The sequence below is a fragment of the Mesorhizobium sp. P160219 genome (assembly GCF_057786095.1).
Window position 1 is genome coordinate 322,941 of the sequence record NZ_JBYNWG010000001.1, and the last position, 17,304, is coordinate 340,244.

15 protein-coding genes are annotated in these 17,304 nt (G+C 62.7%); 5 read left to right on the forward strand and 10 right to left on the reverse strand.

Features of this window, described 5'->3' with window-relative positions:
- Positions 1–205: 205 nt before the first annotated feature.
- Positions 206–1,111: a DMT family transporter gene (locus tag AC3EMP_RS01625; RefSeq protein ID WP_023733023.1), complete on the forward strand. Its 906-nt coding sequence runs from the start codon at positions 206–208 to the stop codon at positions 1,109–1,111.
- 105 nt (positions 1,112–1,216) lie between these two features.
- Complete coding sequence (locus AC3EMP_RS01630) at positions 1,217–1,681, forward strand: DUF2231 domain-containing protein (protein WP_023733022.1); 465 nt, start codon at positions 1,217–1,219, stop codon at positions 1,679–1,681.
- A gap of 64 nt (positions 1,682–1,745) precedes the next feature.
- On the opposite strand, the gene serA is transcribed toward AC3EMP_RS01630, so the two are convergent.
- The 5 genes from serA to glmM form a co-directional block, all read right to left on the reverse strand.
- Positions 1,746–3,347, reverse strand: a complete 1,602-nt coding sequence (serA, locus tag AC3EMP_RS01635; RefSeq protein ID WP_023699182.1) for a phosphoglycerate dehydrogenase — start codon at positions 3,345–3,347, stop codon at positions 1,746–1,748.
- A gap of 58 nt (positions 3,348–3,405) precedes the next feature.
- On the reverse strand, positions 3,406–4,581 hold the full coding sequence (locus AC3EMP_RS01640) for a phosphoserine transaminase (RefSeq protein ID WP_023733021.1): 1,176 nt from the start codon (positions 4,579–4,581) through the stop codon (positions 3,406–3,408).
- Positions 4,582–4,782: 201 nt separating this feature from the next.
- Positions 4,783–5,643, reverse strand: coding sequence for an outer membrane protein (locus tag AC3EMP_RS01645; protein WP_023711971.1), 861 nt, complete (start codon positions 5,641–5,643; stop codon positions 4,783–4,785).
- Between the two features lie 229 nt (positions 5,644–5,872).
- Entirely contained in the window at positions 5,873–6,718 is an 846-nt protein-coding gene (locus tag AC3EMP_RS01650; RefSeq protein WP_023711972.1) for an outer membrane protein, read from the reverse strand.
- Positions 6,719–6,970: 252 nt separating this feature from the next.
- A complete protein-coding gene (gene glmM, locus AC3EMP_RS01655; RefSeq protein WP_023688970.1) occupies positions 6,971–8,323 on the reverse strand; it encodes a phosphoglucosamine mutase in 1,353 nt (450 codons plus the stop codon).
- A gap of 343 nt (positions 8,324–8,666) precedes the next feature.
- On the opposite strand from glmM, the gene AC3EMP_RS01660 reads away from it, so the two are divergent.
- Positions 8,667–9,671 carry a hypothetical protein gene (locus AC3EMP_RS01660; protein ID WP_023755560.1) on the forward strand — a complete coding sequence of 335 codons (1,005 nt, stop codon included), beginning with the start codon at positions 8,667–8,669 and terminating at the stop codon, positions 9,669–9,671.
- A gap of 239 nt (positions 9,672–9,910) precedes the next feature.
- The gene (locus AC3EMP_RS01665; protein WP_023726188.1) at positions 9,911–10,363 is read left to right on the forward strand and encodes a hypothetical protein; all 453 of its coding nucleotides are present in this window, start codon (positions 9,911–9,913) and stop codon (positions 10,361–10,363) included.
- 73 nt (positions 10,364–10,436) lie between these two features.
- Here AC3EMP_RS01665 and AC3EMP_RS01670 read toward each other — a convergent pair whose 3' ends face one another.
- Together AC3EMP_RS01670 and AC3EMP_RS01675 are read right to left on the reverse strand one after the other, a co-directional pair.
- Positions 10,437–11,312, reverse strand: a complete 876-nt coding sequence (locus AC3EMP_RS01670; protein ID WP_023726187.1) for an NAD(P)-dependent oxidoreductase — start codon at positions 11,310–11,312, stop codon at positions 10,437–10,439.
- Positions 11,313–11,340: 28 nt separating this feature from the next.
- Positions 11,341–12,105, reverse strand: coding sequence for an SDR family oxidoreductase (locus tag AC3EMP_RS01675; protein ID WP_023726186.1), 765 nt, complete (start codon positions 12,103–12,105; stop codon positions 11,341–11,343).
- 185 nt (positions 12,106–12,290) lie between these two features.
- Between AC3EMP_RS01675 and AC3EMP_RS01680 the strand changes: the two genes are divergently transcribed.
- Positions 12,291–12,659, forward strand: coding sequence for a winged helix-turn-helix transcriptional regulator (locus AC3EMP_RS01680; protein WP_023726185.1), 369 nt, complete (start codon positions 12,291–12,293; stop codon positions 12,657–12,659).
- A gap of 66 nt (positions 12,660–12,725) precedes the next feature.
- On the opposite strand, the gene ftsH is transcribed toward AC3EMP_RS01680, so the two are convergent.
- From ftsH to ybgF, 3 genes are all read right to left on the reverse strand, one after another.
- Positions 12,726–14,651 carry an ATP-dependent zinc metalloprotease FtsH gene (gene ftsH / locus AC3EMP_RS01685; RefSeq protein WP_023673598.1) on the reverse strand — a complete coding sequence of 642 codons (1,926 nt, stop codon included), beginning with the start codon at positions 14,649–14,651 and terminating at the stop codon, positions 12,726–12,728.
- Positions 14,652–14,754: 103 nt separating this feature from the next.
- Positions 14,755–16,170 (reverse strand): tRNA lysidine(34) synthetase TilS, encoded by a 1,416-nt coding sequence (gene tilS, locus AC3EMP_RS01690; RefSeq protein WP_488494578.1) that lies wholly within the window; start codon positions 16,168–16,170, stop codon positions 14,755–14,757.
- A 51-nt stretch (positions 16,171–16,221) separates the two neighbouring features.
- Positions 16,222–17,304, reverse strand: a complete 1,083-nt coding sequence (gene ybgF / locus AC3EMP_RS01695) for a tol-pal system protein YbgF (protein ID WP_023733018.1) — start codon at positions 17,302–17,304, stop codon at positions 16,222–16,224.

The window sequence follows — 17,304 nt, forward strand, 5'->3', positions numbered from 1 at the left end:
TCTTTTCCCTTGAGATGCCGCCCTGGCGGCCTGGATATGGTTCGAAACGACAGGCCTCTATAGCGTCAAGACCTCGCAAGCGCGACCTTTCTTTGCCGTCGAAAATGCCCTGAGGCACAACAATTTTCGGCTTTGACATCATTTACTTGCGTCGGCGGGGGCAATAGGCCGGCAAACACAACTTCCCAGGCGGCCGGAATCCCGCATGCATCGACGCGCCTACCTGTTCCTGCTGCTGACCACCTTGCTGTGGGGCGGCAATTCCGTCGCCGGCAAGCTGGCGGTCGGTCACGTCTCGCCGATGACGCTGGTCTTCCTGCGCTGGGTGCTGGCCGTCGCGATCCTGCTGCCGATCGGCTGGCGCACGATCAGGGAGGACTGGCCGGTGGTGCGCAAACACTGGTTCGTCCTGGCTGCACTTGGCGCCAGCGGCTTCACTCTGTTCAACACCATTTTCTACACCGCGCTCAACTACACAACGGCGATCAATGTCTCGATCGAACAGGCGGCGATGCCGGTCTTGATCATCATTGCCAATTTCTTCTTCTTCCGCCTGCGCGTGAGCTGGGCTCAGATTGCGGGCGTGGTGCTGACCATCTTCGGCGTCATCTTGACTGCCTGCCACGGCGATCCGCGCCGGCTGCTCACATTGGAACTCAATTTCGGCGACGCCATCATGCTGGTCGCGGTCGTCCTCTACAGCGGTTATTCGGTCGGGCTGCGGCTGAAGCCGGTGATGCGCTGGCAGAGCCTGATGTCGTCCCTGGCGATCGCTGCCCTCATCACCTCGCTGCCGTTCTTCCTGTGGGAGGTCGCCGCCGGCAAGGTTATCGTCCCCGATATCAGCGGCTGGGTGGTCATCGTCTATACCGCGATCGGCGCCTCGGTCATTTCGCAGATCACTTACATCAGGGGCAACGAACTGATCGGCGCCAACCGTGCCGGGCTGTTCATCAATCTGGTGCCGATCTTCGGCACGCTGCTGTCAGTGCTGATCGTCGGCGAGACATTCCAGCTCTACCAGGCGCTGGCGCTCGTCCTGGTGCTGGGCGGCATTTCGCTCGCCGAATACAGCGGGCGCAAGATGGCGGCACCGAACCGCCGCGGATAACATTTGGCTGCTGCCGCGCTGCGCCGCCGTCGCGATGCCTGCTGCCGCGCGCCGACCTGGAACATTTTACCTCTGGCGGAGTTTGCTTGCGTGGGAGGCAACAAGATGAGCCATAACCCTCGCAGCACGGCAAGCATTGCCGGTCACCCCATTCATCCAATGCTGATTCCGTTTCCGATCGCCTTCTTTGTCGGCACCTTCGTTTGCGATCTGATTTTCTGGCAAACAGCCGATCCCGGGTGGGTCACCGGATCGCTTTGGCTTCTCGGCGCCGGCCTGATCATGGGCGCCTTGGCCGCTCTTACCGGCCTGACGGACGTTCTCGGCGATGTTCAGATCCGCAATCTCACGACGGCATGGCTCCATGCCGGCGGCAACGTGCTCGTCGTGCTGATCGAGCTTTATAACTGGTACTCGCGTTATGTCGGTGGAGCGGCGGCTGTGATCCCGACCGGCTTTATCTTGTCGCTGATCGTGGTTCTGGTCCTGCTGTTTACAGGCTGGAAGGGCTGGGAATTGGTCTATCGGCATCGCGTGGGCGTCTCCGACGGCACAGATGAATTGACCTGAACCGGCCTGTGCGGCGGCCGCCCCAATGATGGGGGGAGGACCGCCGCGTCCGCCACGACGTCAACTACATCGCGTTGACGTCGAACTGCAGCCGCTTGGCCGAGTCTATCGACTTGTGCGCCTTGACCTGTTCCAGCACTTTTTCCGGGAACGGCGCGTCGAGATAGAGCAGCGCAATCGCGTCGCCGCCCGGCCGGTTGCGGCCGAGCTGGAAGTTGGCGATGTTGACGCCGTTCTCGCCGCACACCGTGCCGAGCAGGCCGATAATGCCGGGCGCATCGGCATTGGTTGTGTAGAGCATGTGCTGGCCGACCTCGGCGTCGAGATTGATGCCCTTGATCTGGATGAAGCGCGGCTTGCCGTCGGAGAAGCAGGTGCCGGCGATCGAGCGCGTCATGTGCTCGGTCTTCACCGTCAGCTTGATGTAGCCGTCGAACACGCCCGACTTGTCGCGCTTGACCTCGGCGACGATGATGCCGCGCTCCTTCACCATGATCGGCGCCGACACCATATTGACGTCGGCGACCTGCGGCCGGATCAGTCCGGCAAGCGCGGCACTGATCAGGGCACGCGTGTTCATCGTCGCGGTCGAGCCGTCGAACAGGATCTCGACCTCGTTGATCGGGTCCTCGGTGACTTGGCCGACAAAGGCGCCGAGCACTTCGGCGAGCTTGACGAACGGCTTCAGCCGCGGTGCTTCCTCGGCCGTGATCGAGGGCATGTTGATGGCATTCGAAACCGCGCCCTTGATCAGATAGTCGGCCATCTGCTCGGCCACCTGGAGCGCGACATTTTCCTGCGCTTCCGCTGTCGAGGCGCCGAGATGCGGCGTTGCCACCACATTCTCCATGCCGAACAGCGCGTTGTTCTCCGCCGGTTCGACCTCGAACACATCGACGCCGGCGCCCGCCACCTTGCCGCTCTTCAGCGCCGCGACCAGGTCGGCTTCGACGATGAGCCCGCCACGCGCGCAATTGATGATGCGCACGCCGTTCTTCATTTTGGCGATCGCCGCCGCGTCGATGATGTTGCGCGTCTTGTCGGTCAGCGGCGTGTGCAGCGTGATGAAATCGGCGCGGGCGAAAAGCTCGTCCAGCTCGACCTTGTCGACGCCGAGTTCCTCGGCGCGCTTGTCCGACAGGAACGGATCGAAGGCGACGACATGCATCTTCAGGCCGACGCCGCGCGTGGCAACGATCGAGCCGATATTGCCGCAGCCGATGACGCCCAGCGTCTTGCCGGTGATCTCGACGCCCATGAAGCGGTTCTTTTCCCATTTGCCGGCATGGGTCGAGGCATTGGCCTCCGGGATCTGCCGGGCGAGTGCAAAGATCATCGCCACCGCATGTTCGGCCGTGGTGATCGAATTGCCGAAGGGCGTGTTCATCACGATGATGCCCTTGCGGCTCGCCGCGGGGATGTCGACATTGTCGACACCGATGCCGGCGCGGCCGACGACCTTGAGTCTTGTCGCTGCGTTGATCAGTTTTTCCGTGACCTTGGTCGCCGAGCGGATGGCAAGGCCATCATACTGGCCGATGACTTCGAGCAGCTTTTCCTTGTCCTTGCCGAGATCGGGCAAATAGTCGACCTCGATACCGCGGTCCTTGAATATTTGGACGGCGGTGGTGGAGAGTTTGTCAGAGACGAGAACGCGGGGCGCCATGGCGGCCTCCTTGAATTGGATTGTCGGGAAAGGGCGGCCCGCAGGCCACCACGAAATCTCAGGCTGCTGCCTTCAGCGAAGCCTTCTGCGTGGCGAAGGCCCAGTCGAGCCAGGGCAGCAGCGCCTCGAGATCGGAGGTCTCGACGGTGGCGCCGCACCAGATGCGCAGACCGGAAGGTGCGTCACGATAGGAGCCGATGTCGTAGGCGACGCCTTCCTTGTCGAGCACAGAGACGATCGCCTTGGCGAAGGCCGCCTGCCCGTCGGCGTCGAGCGCCGCGACATCGGCGTCGGTGAAGGACAGACATACGGACGTGTTGGACCGTGTCGCCGCATCGACCGCGAGATGGCCGAGCCAGGACGACTTGTCGACAAAGCCATCGAGCACGGCGGCATTGGCATCGGCTCTGGCAATCAACGCATCGAGACCGCCGATCGACTTCGCCCAATGAAGCGCATCGAGATAGTCCTCGACGCACAGCATCGACGGCGTGTTGATGGTCTCGCCCTTGAAGATGCCTTCGATCAGCTTGCCGCCCGAGGTCAGGCGGAAGATTTTCGGCAGCGGCCACGCCGGCTTGTAGGTTTCCAGTCGCTCGACGGCGCGAGGCGACAGGATCAGCATGCCGTGTGCGCCCTCGCCGCCCAGCACTTTCTGCCAGGAGAAGGTGACGACATCGAGCTTCTGGAAATCGAGCTTTTGCGCGAATGCCGCTGAGGTGGCATCGCAGATGGTCAGGCCCTTGCGATCCGCCGGGATGAAATCGCCATTCGGCACGCGCACGCCTGAGGTCGTGCCGTTCCAGGTGAAGACCACATCGCGGTCGAAATCGATCTTGGTGAGATCCGGCAGTTCGCCATAGCCTGCCTCGATCCTTCTGATACCGGCGAGCTTCAGCTGCTTGACGACATCGGTCACCCAGCCCGAGCCAAAGCTTTCCCATGCCACCATGTCGACACCGCGTTCACCGAGCAGCGACCACAGCGCCATCTCGACAGCACCCGTGTCCGACGCCGGCACGATGCCGATACGGTAATCCGCCGGAACCTGGAGAATTTCGCGCGTCAGCTCGATCGCCTGCTCGAGCTTGGTCTTGCCGATCTTGGCGCGGTGGGAACGGCCGAGCGCGGCATTCTTCAGCGCCTCGACCGACCAGCCGGGGCGTTTTGCGCAGGGACCTGAGGAGAAATTGGGATTTGCCGGACGGAGTCCGGGCTTCGTATGCGTCGTCATCGTGGTCTATCCTTCCAGATAGTGGCCCCTCGTTGGGGAGGGGTGGCCCACGGACGGCGATATGCGTTCAACCCTCAGGCGTCAAGAGGAAAGTTTCTGTCGCTGGCGGGATACTGGCGATACGGGATCAGTATGTCGTGAACTCAAACGCAAACGGCGGATCGAAGAGATCCGCCGTCGGGTTTCGTATCTGCAGCCAGCCTACCAGAGGTCGTAGCGCAGCCCGAGCTTGACCGTCTGATAATTGATGCCCTTGTGGATGTTGAAGGCGCCGCTGTCATAGGCGACGTATTTGCCCTCCGGCACCGAGAAATATTCGTAGCCAAGGTCAACCGACACGTTCTTGGCCACCTGATAGGAAAGGCCGGCACCGATCGAATAGGCAAGGTTGAATTTGCCCTCCTTATCCGTTGCACCCTCGTAACCGGCCGGATCGTCACAAGAGAACCCGCCCGTACCGGACGAATTGGGGGCCACTTCCACGCAATCCTTCGCCCCAATGCTCCTGTAATATTTATTGTATGCGACACCGATCCCTCCGCCAAGATATGGAGTGATCCCAACATAGGTGCCGAGATCGACATAGCCATTGGCCATGATGCTGTAGCCTTTGTTGGAAGCATTGTCGGAAAGATCGCATGCCTGCGTAGCCGCGACGGAATTGATGGTGCCAAAACCGTCGTCCACAAGCGTATGGCCGTCGCAAGTGGCTGCCAACTTGGCGTGTTCCCCGAATTTGTCGGTCGGAAGAATCCCGCCGTTCAGCTCGACCCGAAGATAGTCGTTGACATGATACCCCATACCGAAACTGCCTGTGAAAAGGCTGCTCTCATCGGTAAAGCTGTTAAGCGGGCCGGTTGTCGCTTCCTCATGCTCGAAGGGATGGCTGAACGCGTAGCCGACATCGCCGCGCAGATACCAGCCCGAGCCGACCTCGACCGGTTGATAGTCCGGCGCCTGATCGACATAGATCGGCGGATCGTAGTCCGCGGCTTGCGCCGGCGTCAGCAGCGCAAGTGCGAGTGCGGCAAGTGCCGGCGCTGTCAGCAATTTTAAATTCATGGGTCCCCGGCTCCTGAAATTGGCGCTCTTCATTTTGATCGCAAGCGCCGTTTCAGTGGGCATTGTTAACCATAGTGGTTAAGTGCGGGTTAAGGATAACGCGACGTTACCGATTTGATTTCGATAGGCTTTCTCTCCGCACGCCGCGGCCTGGAAGTGCACCGCAATCGGCAAACAAAAACCGCCCGGCATGGCCGGGCGGTTCGCAAATTCCTGGATTTCGAAGCGACTACTTGGTGTAGACCGGCTCCGGTTCGGGAACGTAGGGCTCCGGCGGCGGGGCGCAGTCCGACCGGCCGAACTGGTAGCGCAGGCCGCCGCGCACTTCGTGCACGTTGATGCCGCGATCGAAGCCCGGGCCGACATCGCTGTCGGAGGCGTAGTTGAACATCTTGCCACCATTGATGTGGCTGTAGCGATAGCCGAGATCGAGCTTGACCCGGTCGGTCAGGCAGTAGGAGGCGCCGGCCATGAGGGCATAGGCAAAGCGCCAGCCCTTGCCGCCGCTGTGCTCGAAGGAGCCATCGAGATCGGTATTGTGCAGCGTATCCCACTTGACCCAGGCACCACCGATGCCGGCGCCGACATAGGGCGTCACGCCGTGCCAGGTGCCGATATCGACATAGGCATTGGCCAGGAGCAGCATCGCCGAATAGGACGATGTGTCGACGGAGGTACAAGCTATGCCGCCGCCGCAGAAACCATTGGTCGAGCCGCGGAAATTGGACTTGCCCATCCAGTCGAAGGTCAGATCGGTGCGGAAGTACCGGTTGACCTGGTAACCGACACCGGCGCCGGCCGAAAAGGAACTCTTCAACTTGCCGGAGGCGAACGAACCGGGGAGTTGGGGCGGTGCCGGGCTGTAGGTGGTGTAGTCACCACCGCGGAACTTCGACCAGTGATAGTCGATATCGCCGCGGATGTACCAGCCGCCGAAATCGGCCGGCTGTTCATAGGCGATCGGCGCCGGCGCCTCTTCGACCACTGGCGGCTCCGCCAGATCGGCGGCGAATACTGGCCCGGCCACGCCTGCGAACAGCGCGGCAAGGAAAGCCCTTTTTGCTGTATTGAACATGTTTGTCACCCCTGAGAACCCGTCGGAACTTTGAATCCGCTCGAATGTGTTTGACCTCAGTTGTGGATAATGAATTGCAAAAGTTAAAAGGCGTTTAACCCTGTCAATTAACCACGAATTCTCGACATTTTACCAAACGGCCTCCGCCGGCATGACGCTGGGACCAACCCTGGCCGAAACAAAAAGCCCGCCTGCAGGCGGGCTTGAAGTCTTGAGCCGGCAGTTCGCCCCTGCCCGTCGGAGGCAGCGCAATCAGGCGGCGCTGCGCGTTTCCGAGATGATGTCGACGATGTCGTTGACCACGGCCTCGACCAGCTGTGGGTCGTCGCCCTCGGCCATGACGCGGATCAGCGGCTCGGTGCCCGAGGGCCGGATAACCAGGCGGCCGGCCTTGCCTAGACGGTTGCGCGCATCTTCGATCGCCGCCTTGACTAAGGCTTCTTCAAGCGGCTTGCCGCCGGCGATGCGGACATTCTTCAACAGTTGCGGCACCGGCTCGAATTTCTTCGACAATTCGCTGACCGGCCGGTTCTGCCGCTTGATGCAGGCCAGCACCTGCAGAGCCGAGACCAGCCCGTCGCCAGTGGTCGAGAAATCGGACAGCACAATGTGGCCCGACTGCTCGCCGCCGACATTCAACCCGTGCGCGCGCATATGCTCAACGACATAGCGGTCGCCGACCTTGGTGCGATGCAGCTGCAGCTTCATGTCGCCAAGGAAGCGTTCGAGGCCGAGATTGGACATCACCGTCGAGACGACGCCGCCGCCGGCCAGTCGCCCGCTCTGGTGCCAGGACTCGGCGATCAGCGCCATGATCTGGTCACCGTCGACGATGGCGCCGTTCTCGTCGACGATGACGACACGGTCGGCATCGCCGTCGAGTGCGATGCCGATATCGGCGCGCACTTCATGCACCTTCTTCTGCAGGCCGGCCGGATGGGTCGACCCGCATTCCTTGTTGATGTTGAAACCGTTCGGATCGACATTGATGGCAATGACCTCGGCGCCCAGTTCCCAAAGTGCGGCGGGCGCCACCTTGTAGGCTGCGCCATTGGCGCAATCGACGACGATCCTGAGACCCGACAGCGACATCGAGCGCGGCAGCGTGCGCTTGGCGAATTCGATGTAGCGGTCATGCACGCCGTCGACGCGCTTGGCGCGGCCGAGCCCGTCGGAATCGGCGAGCGCCAGTTCGATATCCTTGTCGAGCATGCTCTCGATGCGCTCCTCGATCTCGTCGGAGAGCTTGTAGCCATCGGGACCGAACAGCTTGATGCCGTTGTCGTAATAAGGGTTGTGCGAGGCCGAGATCATGACGCCGATATCGGCGCGCAGCGAGCGCACCAGCATGGCGACCGCCGGTGTCGGGATCGGGCCGAGCAGGAACACATCCATGCCGGCCGCGCACAGGCCGGACACCATGGCGTTTTCGATCATGTAGCCGGACAGCCTGGTGTCCTTGCCGAGCACGACGCGGTGGCGATGGCTGCCGCGCTGGAACGACAGGCCGGCGGCCATGCCGACCCGCATCGCGATCTCAGCCGTCATCGGAAACTTGTTGGCGCGCCCGCGAATGCCGTCGGTGCCAAAATAACGTCCTGCCATGCTTGCCAGAATCCCCGTCGGTTTTCAGCCGGCTCGTAATGCCACAATTGGTCCGAGCCCGACTATCACATTGTGTGATTGTATATTACCAATTCTTAGAAAATCATTGTAGCAGGCTGTTCGGAGCGTTGGCAGCGTATCATGACACGGTGTTGCCGCAATATAGCATTCACACTGGGCCACACTGCGCAGATTGGGCCGGTAAGCCGGACTGTTGGAGCGGCAGATCGCAAGGGTCCATCACCTTATCGGGAGAACGCCGTTTAGCATCTGGCGCAGCCTAGCGTTGAGAGCTATTGATTGACACAGGTACAACCTATGGGCGCAGCAACGGGAGAACGCCATGCTCATCCACCGACTTGCAACTTTGACGGGTCTTGCCGTCGCAACCTTGTTCATGGCGGCGCCCGCCAGCGCGCTGACCATGGCCCAGTGTAGTACCAAGTATAATGCCGCCAAGGACGCCGGCACGCTGAACGGGCAGACCTGGAATCAGTATCGGAAGGCCGAGTGCGGCACCGACGCGGCGGCCACCACCGAGACCGCAAAGCCGGCGGCCAAGAAGGCCGCTGCGGCCAAGACGGACACGACCAAGGCCGCCGCCGCTGCTGATGACGGCGCCAAGGGTCTGACGGCCAAGGAATGCAGCGCTAAATACCAGGCTGCCAAGGCCGCCGGTACGCTCAATGGCGCAAAGTGGAACGACTTCCGCAAGACCGAATGCGCCGCCGGCGCATCCGCCGCGGCAGAACCCGCCAAGGCCACGACCAAGGCCGCAGCCACAACCGACGATGGCGCCAAGGGCCTGACGGCCAAGGAATGCAGCACCAAGTACCAGGCGGCAAAGGCCGCCGGTACGCTCAATGGCGCAAAGTGGAACGACTTCCGCAAGACCGAATGCGCCGCCGGGGCCTCGGCCGCGGCAGCACCCGCCAAGGCAACCACCAAGGCAGCTGCCGACAGCAGCGGCAAGGGCCTGAGCATGGCCGATTGCAGCGCCAAGTACCAGGCTGCCAAGTCTGCCAATACTCTGGGCGGCAAGAAGTGGAACGACTTCCGCAAGGCCGAATGCGGCGCAGGCGCAGATGACGACGACACCGTGCCCGCTCCGAGCGAGGCGACCTATACCAGCGAGCCCGAGAAGCCCTCGGTCACCGCTCCCAAGGGCGTGAAGTTCCCGGCCGCGATCTCGAAGAAATACGCCGGCGAGACGCCGGCCAAGGGCCGCATGCACACCTGCCTCGAACTCTACTACGCCAATAAGGATGCCAACACGCTGAATGGCCTGCGCTGGATCCAGAAGGGCGGCGGCTTCTACAGCCTCTGCAATGCCAAGCTGAAGAGCTGATCGCGTAGCCATATTCTCCAGACAGAGGCCCGCGCATCGCAGCATGCGCGGGCCTTTTTGTTGCGCTCGAACACACCCGGAGTTGCTCGCGTCTACATACCGCGGAAGCTGTCGGCATCATCTATCGCCCACACTGCCCACCGCCAGACATATCGGTGGTTCGCAAGATTCCAATTGAACATATGTAGAACAAATGGTATACAAAAGGACATCGAACTTTTGTCAACCAGGAGGGTCTTATGTCCAGATTGAAATTGGCGGCATTCGCTGTGACGGTATGGATTGCTTGGAGCGTCGCCCCTGCAAGCGCACTGACGATGAAGGAATGCGGCGAGGCCTATCGCACAGCCAAGGAAGGCGGCACTCTGAACGGCATGGATTGGACCGCTTTCCGCACCGAGAAATGCGCGACGTCAGCTGCGGAGAGTGCCAGTACGGATGCGGTCAAAACCCAGCCGCAGCCGGAGAAGGAAGCCAGCGCGGGGATCGCCCCCGCTGTAGCGCCGACGGGCGTGACATTCCCGACCACCCTCGCCGCCGAATTCAAGACCGAGAAGCCCTCGAAGGCGCGGATGAAGACCTGCCTGCAGGGCTACCACGGCAACAAGGACGCGGGTACGTTGAACGGCCTTCGCTGGATCCAGAAGGGCGGCGGCTATTACAGCCTCTGCAACGCCAAGCTGAAGAGCTGATCGACCAGCAGCGTTTGAAGATCGAAGGCCCCCAACCGCAAGGTTGGCGGGCCTTCTCTCGGGTCTTGCCCCGTCAAGCGCCTTGTTTCGAGAGCTGGAGCAGTGCGACCAGGCTTGTAAGATCGGCATTGGCCTGGCCGGCAGCCACCCCGCGCTTCATCAGGCTTTGCATCGGCAGGACGAGTTCGGTGCTGACATCAGCCGACCTGCTGGCATCGATGAGATTGACGTAGGCATCAGCCTGCATGCCCAGATTGGAAACGACATTGCTGGTGTGATCGCCACTGTCGATCTGTTCGGCCCACTTCGGCAGCAGGCCTTGCATCGACTGAAGCCAGGAGGCCAGCAGCGGCATGAACTCGCCGGCCGGGATTCCTGCTGCGCCCGTCAATGCCAACGCCTGCAGAACGCCCGCGAACATGCCGTACATGCCGGTCAGAAGCGAGATATCATAGAGCGGCGCGAGGCCAGCATCCTCACCGAGGAATTTGCTGGTGCCGAGCGCTCCGAGCTGCCCCGAACAGGCATCGAACGCCTGGCGCGAACCGCTGTAGAGAATCAGTGCGTGCGGCCCGCCGATCATCGGCGGCACCGCCATGATGCCGCCGTCGATATAGCTGGCGCCTTGGCTCACCGCCCAGCCCGACATCGCCCGCGCCTGCTCGGGCGTGCCGTTGGTGAGATTGACCAATGTGCGGCCCGACAGCGCCTCTCGGCTTGGGCCGAGCACCTCACGAACGGTGTCATAGACAAGCAGGCACGCCACGATCAGTGGACTCGATCTGACGGCTTCCTCGACACTCTTGGCCACAATGGCGCCCTTGGCTGCCAAAGCCTCAGCCCTTGCCGGAGAACGGTTCCAAACCGTCACCGCATGTCCCTGGTTCAGAAAGGCTTCGGCAAGCGCCGTGCCCATGGCGCCGAGACCGATCACTGTTATGTCGCTCATTCTGCTTCTCCTTGGTTTGGTTGCGCGGTTACGCCGGTGTCGGGCTCAGGTCCTGGCCAAGGCCACCGTCCACGGTCAGCCGCGCGCCCGTGGTGAAGGTCGCGTCGAACGCCAGGAACAGCACTGCGCGCGCCACCTCCTCCATCGTGCCGTGGCGCCTCATCGGCGTGACCGCGTCGCCGATCGCCATGAAGGCGGCCCGCTCCTCGGCCGACGCGTCGGCCACACCCATCGTCGGCGTATCGATGAAACCAGGGCTGACCACATTCACGCGGATCCGGCGCGGCAGAAGCTCGGCGGCCAGGACCTTGGCGAAGGCGCGCAGTGCCGCCTTCGATCCGGAATAGACGCTCATGCCGCCAGTGCCGGATTCGTCGGCGATCGACGAGGTGAAGACTATGGCGCCACCATCCCTGATGAGGGGCAGCAGGCGCTGCGCGGTGAAGAAAGCGCCTTTGGTGTTGATGTCGAAGGTGCGATCGTAACTGTCCTCGGTGACCCGCTCGACGGGTTCGAGATTGGCCACCCCGGCATTGACGTGAAGGAAGTCGATCTGGCCAAGCTTCTGCCCCACTTCGGCACCGAGCGTGACGATATCGGCCATGTCTGAGATATCGGACCGCACGACATGAGCTCGCGAAAACAGCTTGACTCGCGCGGCCTCGATGTTGCGCTGGTCGCGGCCGGTGACCAGGACCTCGGCGCCGCTTTCGATCAGGGCTTCGGCAACGGCGAGCCCCATGCCGTGCGTCCCGCCGATGACAACGGCCTTCTTGTTTGCGTATCGTGTCATGATCCATCCCTTTTTGACAAAATCCGGCCGCCGACGGCCTTTGCAGGTCGAAGCGAGGTACCGATATGATGTTGTGGTGTTCGCCGATGCCGGCGAGCTGGTTTGAAGCTATGGACCGGCTTGGTTTTTCTCAAGTACCGACAAAAATGTAAGCTACCCACCGATTGCTCAGAATTGGATGAAACATGGGAAAGAAACAGCCAGATAGTTGCGGATTGGGGCCGGCGCTGGAGGTCATCAGCGGCAAATGGAAGGCGCTACTGCTCTGGCAGATTCACAAGGCGCCGGCACGATTCGGTGAGCTGAAGCGGCTGGTGCCTGACATCAGCGAAAAGATGCTGATCCAACAGCTGCGCGAAATGGAGGCCGACGGCATCGTCCATCGCGAAATCTTTCCCGAGGTGCCGCCGAGGGTCGAATACTCGATTACCGAATTCGGCATCGAGCTGGACAATGCCCTGATCCCGCTGGCCAGATGGGGCAAGCAACATGCTGGCCGGACTGACGGTGTGCGCCCCGGCAAAGCAAATGCATCCGTCCCGCATGCTATTTGAGAGACCCTGAATAGCAAAACGCCGCGGATTGAGCCGCGGCGTTTTCTTGCATCAAGTGATGTCAGCTCAGCTCGACGGCTGAGGCTCCATGCCGCCTTCGGGCTCGGGACCCTTCTTGCGGCGGCCGGACTTCGGCACAGCCGAGCCGCGGCTTGTGGGGGTGTCATCCCCCAAATCTCGCGCGGGCTTCTGCCCGGCGATCAGCTGCTTGATCTCTTCGCCCGAAAGCGTCTCGTATTCGAGCAGGCCCTGCGCCAGAGCGATCCATTCCTTCTTCTTCTTGGTCAGAATGGACTTGGCCGTGACATAGGCCTCGTCGATCAGCCGGCGCACTTCGGCGTCGATGATCTGCGCGGTCTCTTCCGAGACGTTCTGCGTGCGCGCCACCGAATGGCCGAGGAAAACCTCTTCCTGGTTGTCGCCATAGGCGACATGGCCGAGCTTGTCGGAGAAGCCCCAGCGCGTGACCATGGCGCGCGCCAGCTTTGTCGCCTGCTCGATGTCCGAAGAGGCGCCGGAGGTGATGTTCTCCTTGCCGAACTTGAACTCCTCTGCGACGCGGCCGCCCATCATGATGGCAAGCCGCGAGATCATGTATTTGTAGCTCATCGAATAGCGATCGCCTTCCGGCAGCTGCATGACCATGCCGAGCGCGCGACCGCGCGGGATGATGGTCGCCTTGTGCAGCGGATCGGCCGACGGCACGTTGAGCGCCAGGATGGCGTGGCCGGCCTCGTGATAGGCCGTGAGTTCCTTTTCGGCCTGGGTCATGGCCGACGAGCGGCGCTCGGCGCCCATCATGATCTTGTCTTTGGCGTCCTCGAACTCGGCCATGGTGACAAGTCGCTTGTTGCGGCGCGCCGCCATCAGAGCGGATTCATTGACCAGGTTCATCAGGTCGGCGCCCGAGAAGCCCGGCGTGCCGCGTGCGATCACCTTGAGGTCGACATTCGGCGCCAGCGGCACGTTGCGCACATGCACCTTGAGGATCTTCTCGCGGCCGACGATGTCGGGGTTCGGCACCACCACCTGGCGGTCGAAACGGCCCGGACGCAGCAGCGCCGGGTCGAGCACGTCGGGCCGGTTGGTGGCGGCGATCAGGATGATGCTCTCGTTGGACTCGAAGCCGTCCATCTCGACCAGCAGCTGGTTCAGCGTCTGTTCGCGCTCATCATTGCCACCGCCGAGGCCGGCGCCGCGATGGCGGCCGACAGCGTCGATTTCGTCGATGAAGATGATGCAGGGAGCATTCTTCTTGGCCTGGTCGAACATGTCGCGGACACGGCTTGCGCCGACGCCGACGAACATCTCGACGAAGTCGGAACCCGAAATGGTAAAGAACGGCACATTGGCCTCGCCGGCGACGGAGCGGGCGAGCAGCGTCTTGCCGGTGCCGGGAGGTCCGACCAGAAGCACGCCGCGCGGGATCTTGCCGCCGAGGCGCTGGAACTTCTGCGGATCGCGCAGGAACTCGACGATCTCTTCCAGATCTTCCTTGGCCTCGTCGACGCCGGCGACATCCTGGAAGGTGACGCGGCCATGCGCCTCAGTGAGAAGCTTGGCCTTCGACTTGCCGAAACCCATGGCGCGGCCGGAGCCGGACTGCATCTGGCGCATGAAGAATATCCACACGCCAAGGATCAGGATCATCGGCAGGTAGGAGATCAGATAGCTGAACAGCGAGTTGGAACCGTCCGACTCAGGCCGCGCATTGATGGTGACGTTCTTGTCCTGCAGCCGCGAGACCAGCTGCGGATCGCCAGGCGAATAGGTCTGGAAGCCATTGGCGTTGTCGGCGTAGGTGCCCGTGATGCGGGCGCCGGCGATGACCACCGTCTTGACCCGGCCGGCCGCGACCTCTTGCAGGAACTGCGAATAGGGAACGTCGGTCGAGGCCCCGCGAGTCTGCGGCGTCTGGAACAGATTGAAGAGAGCAATGAGCAGGACCGCTATGATCGCCCAGAGCGCGAGATTGCGATAATTCGGATTCATCAATTGTCCCGTTGGTGCCCGCTGGGACACGCGTCATGAGAGGAAACTTGCGCCTAACATAGGGAGAGCGCCCCCCCTTGCCAAGCATAACAGCACGTCTGGGTTAAGCTTTCGCGCCATGATCAACCGGCACTGTGGCGGCCAAAGGGCAAGCCGAGACAGGCGGTGCGCCGATCAACTCGGCCACGGCCTGCGCCAACACCAGATCGAAGCACGGCAGAAAACGGGCAAAGGGCGCAACGGCGGGACTGACGGCGATTGCCGCCGCCGCCGCTACATCCCCTGCAAAACCAAGGCATTCGCCGCCGCGCCATAGCGCCGGTTCCGCAGCCAGGGCGGCGCGCACAAGGCTTGGCGGCGCGCCATCCCCGGCAATCGGCGTTTTGTCGGCGGCAGCAGCGCCAAGCGGCGCGATCAACCATGCACCCGAACTGTCGCCCAATGTGATCGCCCCGGCTTCGATGTCTGGCGTGATCCGCCGGCGACCGTCCCAAAGCAGAGTGCCAGCTATCGGCGCGGAACGCGGCAGGTCGCGCAATTCACGGCGCAGGAAGATGCCGTTTCGCCTGATATCGACGACCGCCCGCGACAATGTGGCGCAAAGCCGACCGGCCCGCATTTGCTCGAACAGCGCTTCGCCGCGCGCCTGGTCCGGCAACAAGGCGGTGCCGCCCGTCGCCGCCAGCAGGACACGCAGCGCATAGACCGCGGCTCGCGTGTCGTCAGCTTCGGCAAGACCGGGATCGAGACGGATGAGACCCCTCGCCGGCCGGCTGGCAAATTCACCGATCAGGGCGGCGGCACGGCGGCCGAGTTGTTCGCGCTGGCCGGCGGCCCGCCTGGCAAGGCCGATCGCTTCGGCAAAACGCTGCCCGCTCCGGTCTTCGCCGAGCACGGCCCGGATGCGCGGGCGTTCGAAGTTCGTGTCGATGTTGGTCGGATCCTCCGCCCAGCCGACATGTTCGCGCTGCAGGAAGGCGCGCAACGCCGCGCGCCGTACGCCGAGCAGCGGCCGCGCGATCCAGATCCGCCAGTCATAGAGGGTGGCCGGCGCCATGCCGGCGAGACCTCGGCCTGCCGTTTCACCGAGATCTCGCCCATCATTCCGCGCGGCTCGCATCAGGACGGTCTCGGCCTGGTCGTCGGCGGTGTGGCCGGTCACGATCACACCAATGCCTTGCGCCTGCGCTGCCTCGGCCAGCAACCGGTAGCGCGCCTCGCGCGCCGCCGCGGGCAGGCCGGCCGACGGCTTGGCGCCGGACCAGTTGAGCGTCCGGTGCGCGATGCCGCGCTCGGCACAAAGCTTTGCCACGCTGCGCGCTTCGACTGCTGCTTCCGGACGCAGGCCGTGGTCGATCGTCACCGCCAGCAGCAGGGCGGTCGGGGCGCTGCGGTCGAGGTGAGCCTTGAGGAGAAGAAGGAGGGCGGTCGAGTCGCTGCCGCCGGACACGGCCGCAAGCGCGCCGTTGGTAAAGTCGATCTGCGAAAAATTCGAAAGGTCAGGCTCGGTATCGAGCATCAGTGCATGTCGCGCAAAAGTGGTCCCGGTTCTGGGACAACACGGCAAAGACTAGCACGCCGCCAGCGCCCTCTCCTGCTTGACGCGTTCCTTGAGCGCGGCCGAAATATCGGGATAGCGCTTGCCGATCTCGCCGAAGGTGGCGCAGGCGACATCCTTCTGCTTGAGGCCGACCAGCGACACGCCAAGCTTCAGGAGCATGTCAGGCGCCTTCTTGGCCTTCGGATAGTCCTTGCTGGCGGAGAGGAAAACCTCGGCAGCGTCATGATACTTCTGCTGGCCAAGCAGCGATTCGCCAAGCCAGTAATGCGCGTCCGCCGCCTTGGCGTCCTTCGGGAAGCGGGCGATGTGGTCGCGAAAACCCTGCTCGGCGGTGCTGTAGTCGCCCGACAGGATGAACTGGTAGGAGTTGCGGTAGATCTCTTCCGGGTTGTTGGTGGCAGGCAGCGCCGCCACCACCGTGCCGTCCGACTTGCCGGTCTTAGCCCCGGCAGCCGGCGCCTCGGCGGCGGGAGCCGCACCTTCCGCCGGCGCCGCTGCCTGCGTGTTGCCGCCGGCGTCGATTACATTGCCGTTCTTGTCGACGGTGATGGTGCCGAAGGTCTTGGGCGGCGTGCCGTTGATCACCTTGCCGGGATCGCCGGTCTGCGATTCGACGATGACCTCGCCGACGCTCTGGCCGCCATCCGACTGCGCGCCGGCATCGGCCGGCGCCTGGTCTGCCGGGGCCTCGGCGACGCCGGTGCCCGCGCCACCGTCCTGCGGCGCGGCCTCCGATTTCTTCTGGGCCGGCGGCTGCCCGCTGGAGCCGCCTTCCAACTGCTGGAAGCGGAACTCGTTGTCTTCCTGCTGCTTGCGCATCTGCTCCTGCATCTGCAGGATCTGGAAGTTGAGTTCCTCGAGCTTGCCGTTCATCTGCCGGAGCTGATCTTCCAGCCCCGCGGCGGCGGTGCCGTCCTGCTGCTGCGCGATCTGTTGCTGCTCCGGCTTCTCCTTCTTGCCGAAAATGCCGAGCGTCGGCAGATGGAAGGAAAAGCCGCTATCCGCGGGTTGTCCGGTGCCGCTCGCGGAAGCCGCGAAGCCTGATACGAGCAGCAGCGCAAGCGTGCCGCTCAAGACCGATCTGAAATGCAT

Coding starts and splice junctions, on each gene's coding strand:
- AC3EMP_RS01625 (WP_023733023.1), top strand. CDS start 206: ATGCATCGACGCGCCTACCTGTTCCTGCTGCTGACCACCTTGCTGTGG.
- AC3EMP_RS01630 (WP_023733022.1), top strand. CDS start 1,217: ATGAGCCATAACCCTCGCAGCACGGCAAGCATTGCCGGTCACCCCATT.
- serA (WP_023699182.1), bottom strand. CDS start 3,347: ATGGCGCCCCGCGTTCTCGTCTCTGACAAACTCTCCACCACCGCCGTC.
- AC3EMP_RS01640 (WP_023733021.1), bottom strand. CDS start 4,581: ATGACGACGCATACGAAGCCCGGACTCCGTCCGGCAAATCCCAATTTC.
- AC3EMP_RS01645 (WP_023711971.1), bottom strand. CDS start 5,643: ATGAATTTAAAATTGCTGACAGCGCCGGCACTTGCCGCACTCGCACTT.
- AC3EMP_RS01650 (WP_023711972.1), bottom strand. CDS start 6,718: ATGTTCAATACAGCAAAAAGGGCTTTCCTTGCCGCGCTGTTCGCAGGC.
- glmM (WP_023688970.1), bottom strand. CDS start 8,323: ATGGCAGGACGTTATTTTGGCACCGACGGCATTCGCGGGCGCGCCAAC.
- AC3EMP_RS01660 (WP_023755560.1), top strand. CDS start 8,667: ATGCTCATCCACCGACTTGCAACTTTGACGGGTCTTGCCGTCGCAACC.
- AC3EMP_RS01665 (WP_023726188.1), top strand. CDS start 9,911: ATGTCCAGATTGAAATTGGCGGCATTCGCTGTGACGGTATGGATTGCT.
- AC3EMP_RS01670 (WP_023726187.1), bottom strand. CDS start 11,312: ATGAGCGACATAACAGTGATCGGTCTCGGCGCCATGGGCACGGCGCTT.
- AC3EMP_RS01675 (WP_023726186.1), bottom strand. CDS start 12,105: ATGACACGATACGCAAACAAGAAGGCCGTTGTCATCGGCGGGACGCAC.
- AC3EMP_RS01680 (WP_023726185.1), top strand. CDS start 12,291: ATGGGAAAGAAACAGCCAGATAGTTGCGGATTGGGGCCGGCGCTGGAG.
- ftsH (WP_023673598.1), bottom strand. CDS start 14,651: ATGAATCCGAATTATCGCAATCTCGCGCTCTGGGCGATCATAGCGGTC.
- tilS (WP_488494578.1), bottom strand. CDS start 16,170: ATGCTCGATACCGAGCCTGACCTTTCGAATTTTTCGCAGATCGACTTT.
- ybgF (WP_023733018.1), bottom strand. CDS start 17,304: ATGCATTTCAGATCGGTCTTGAGCGGCACGCTTGCGCTGCTGCTCGTA.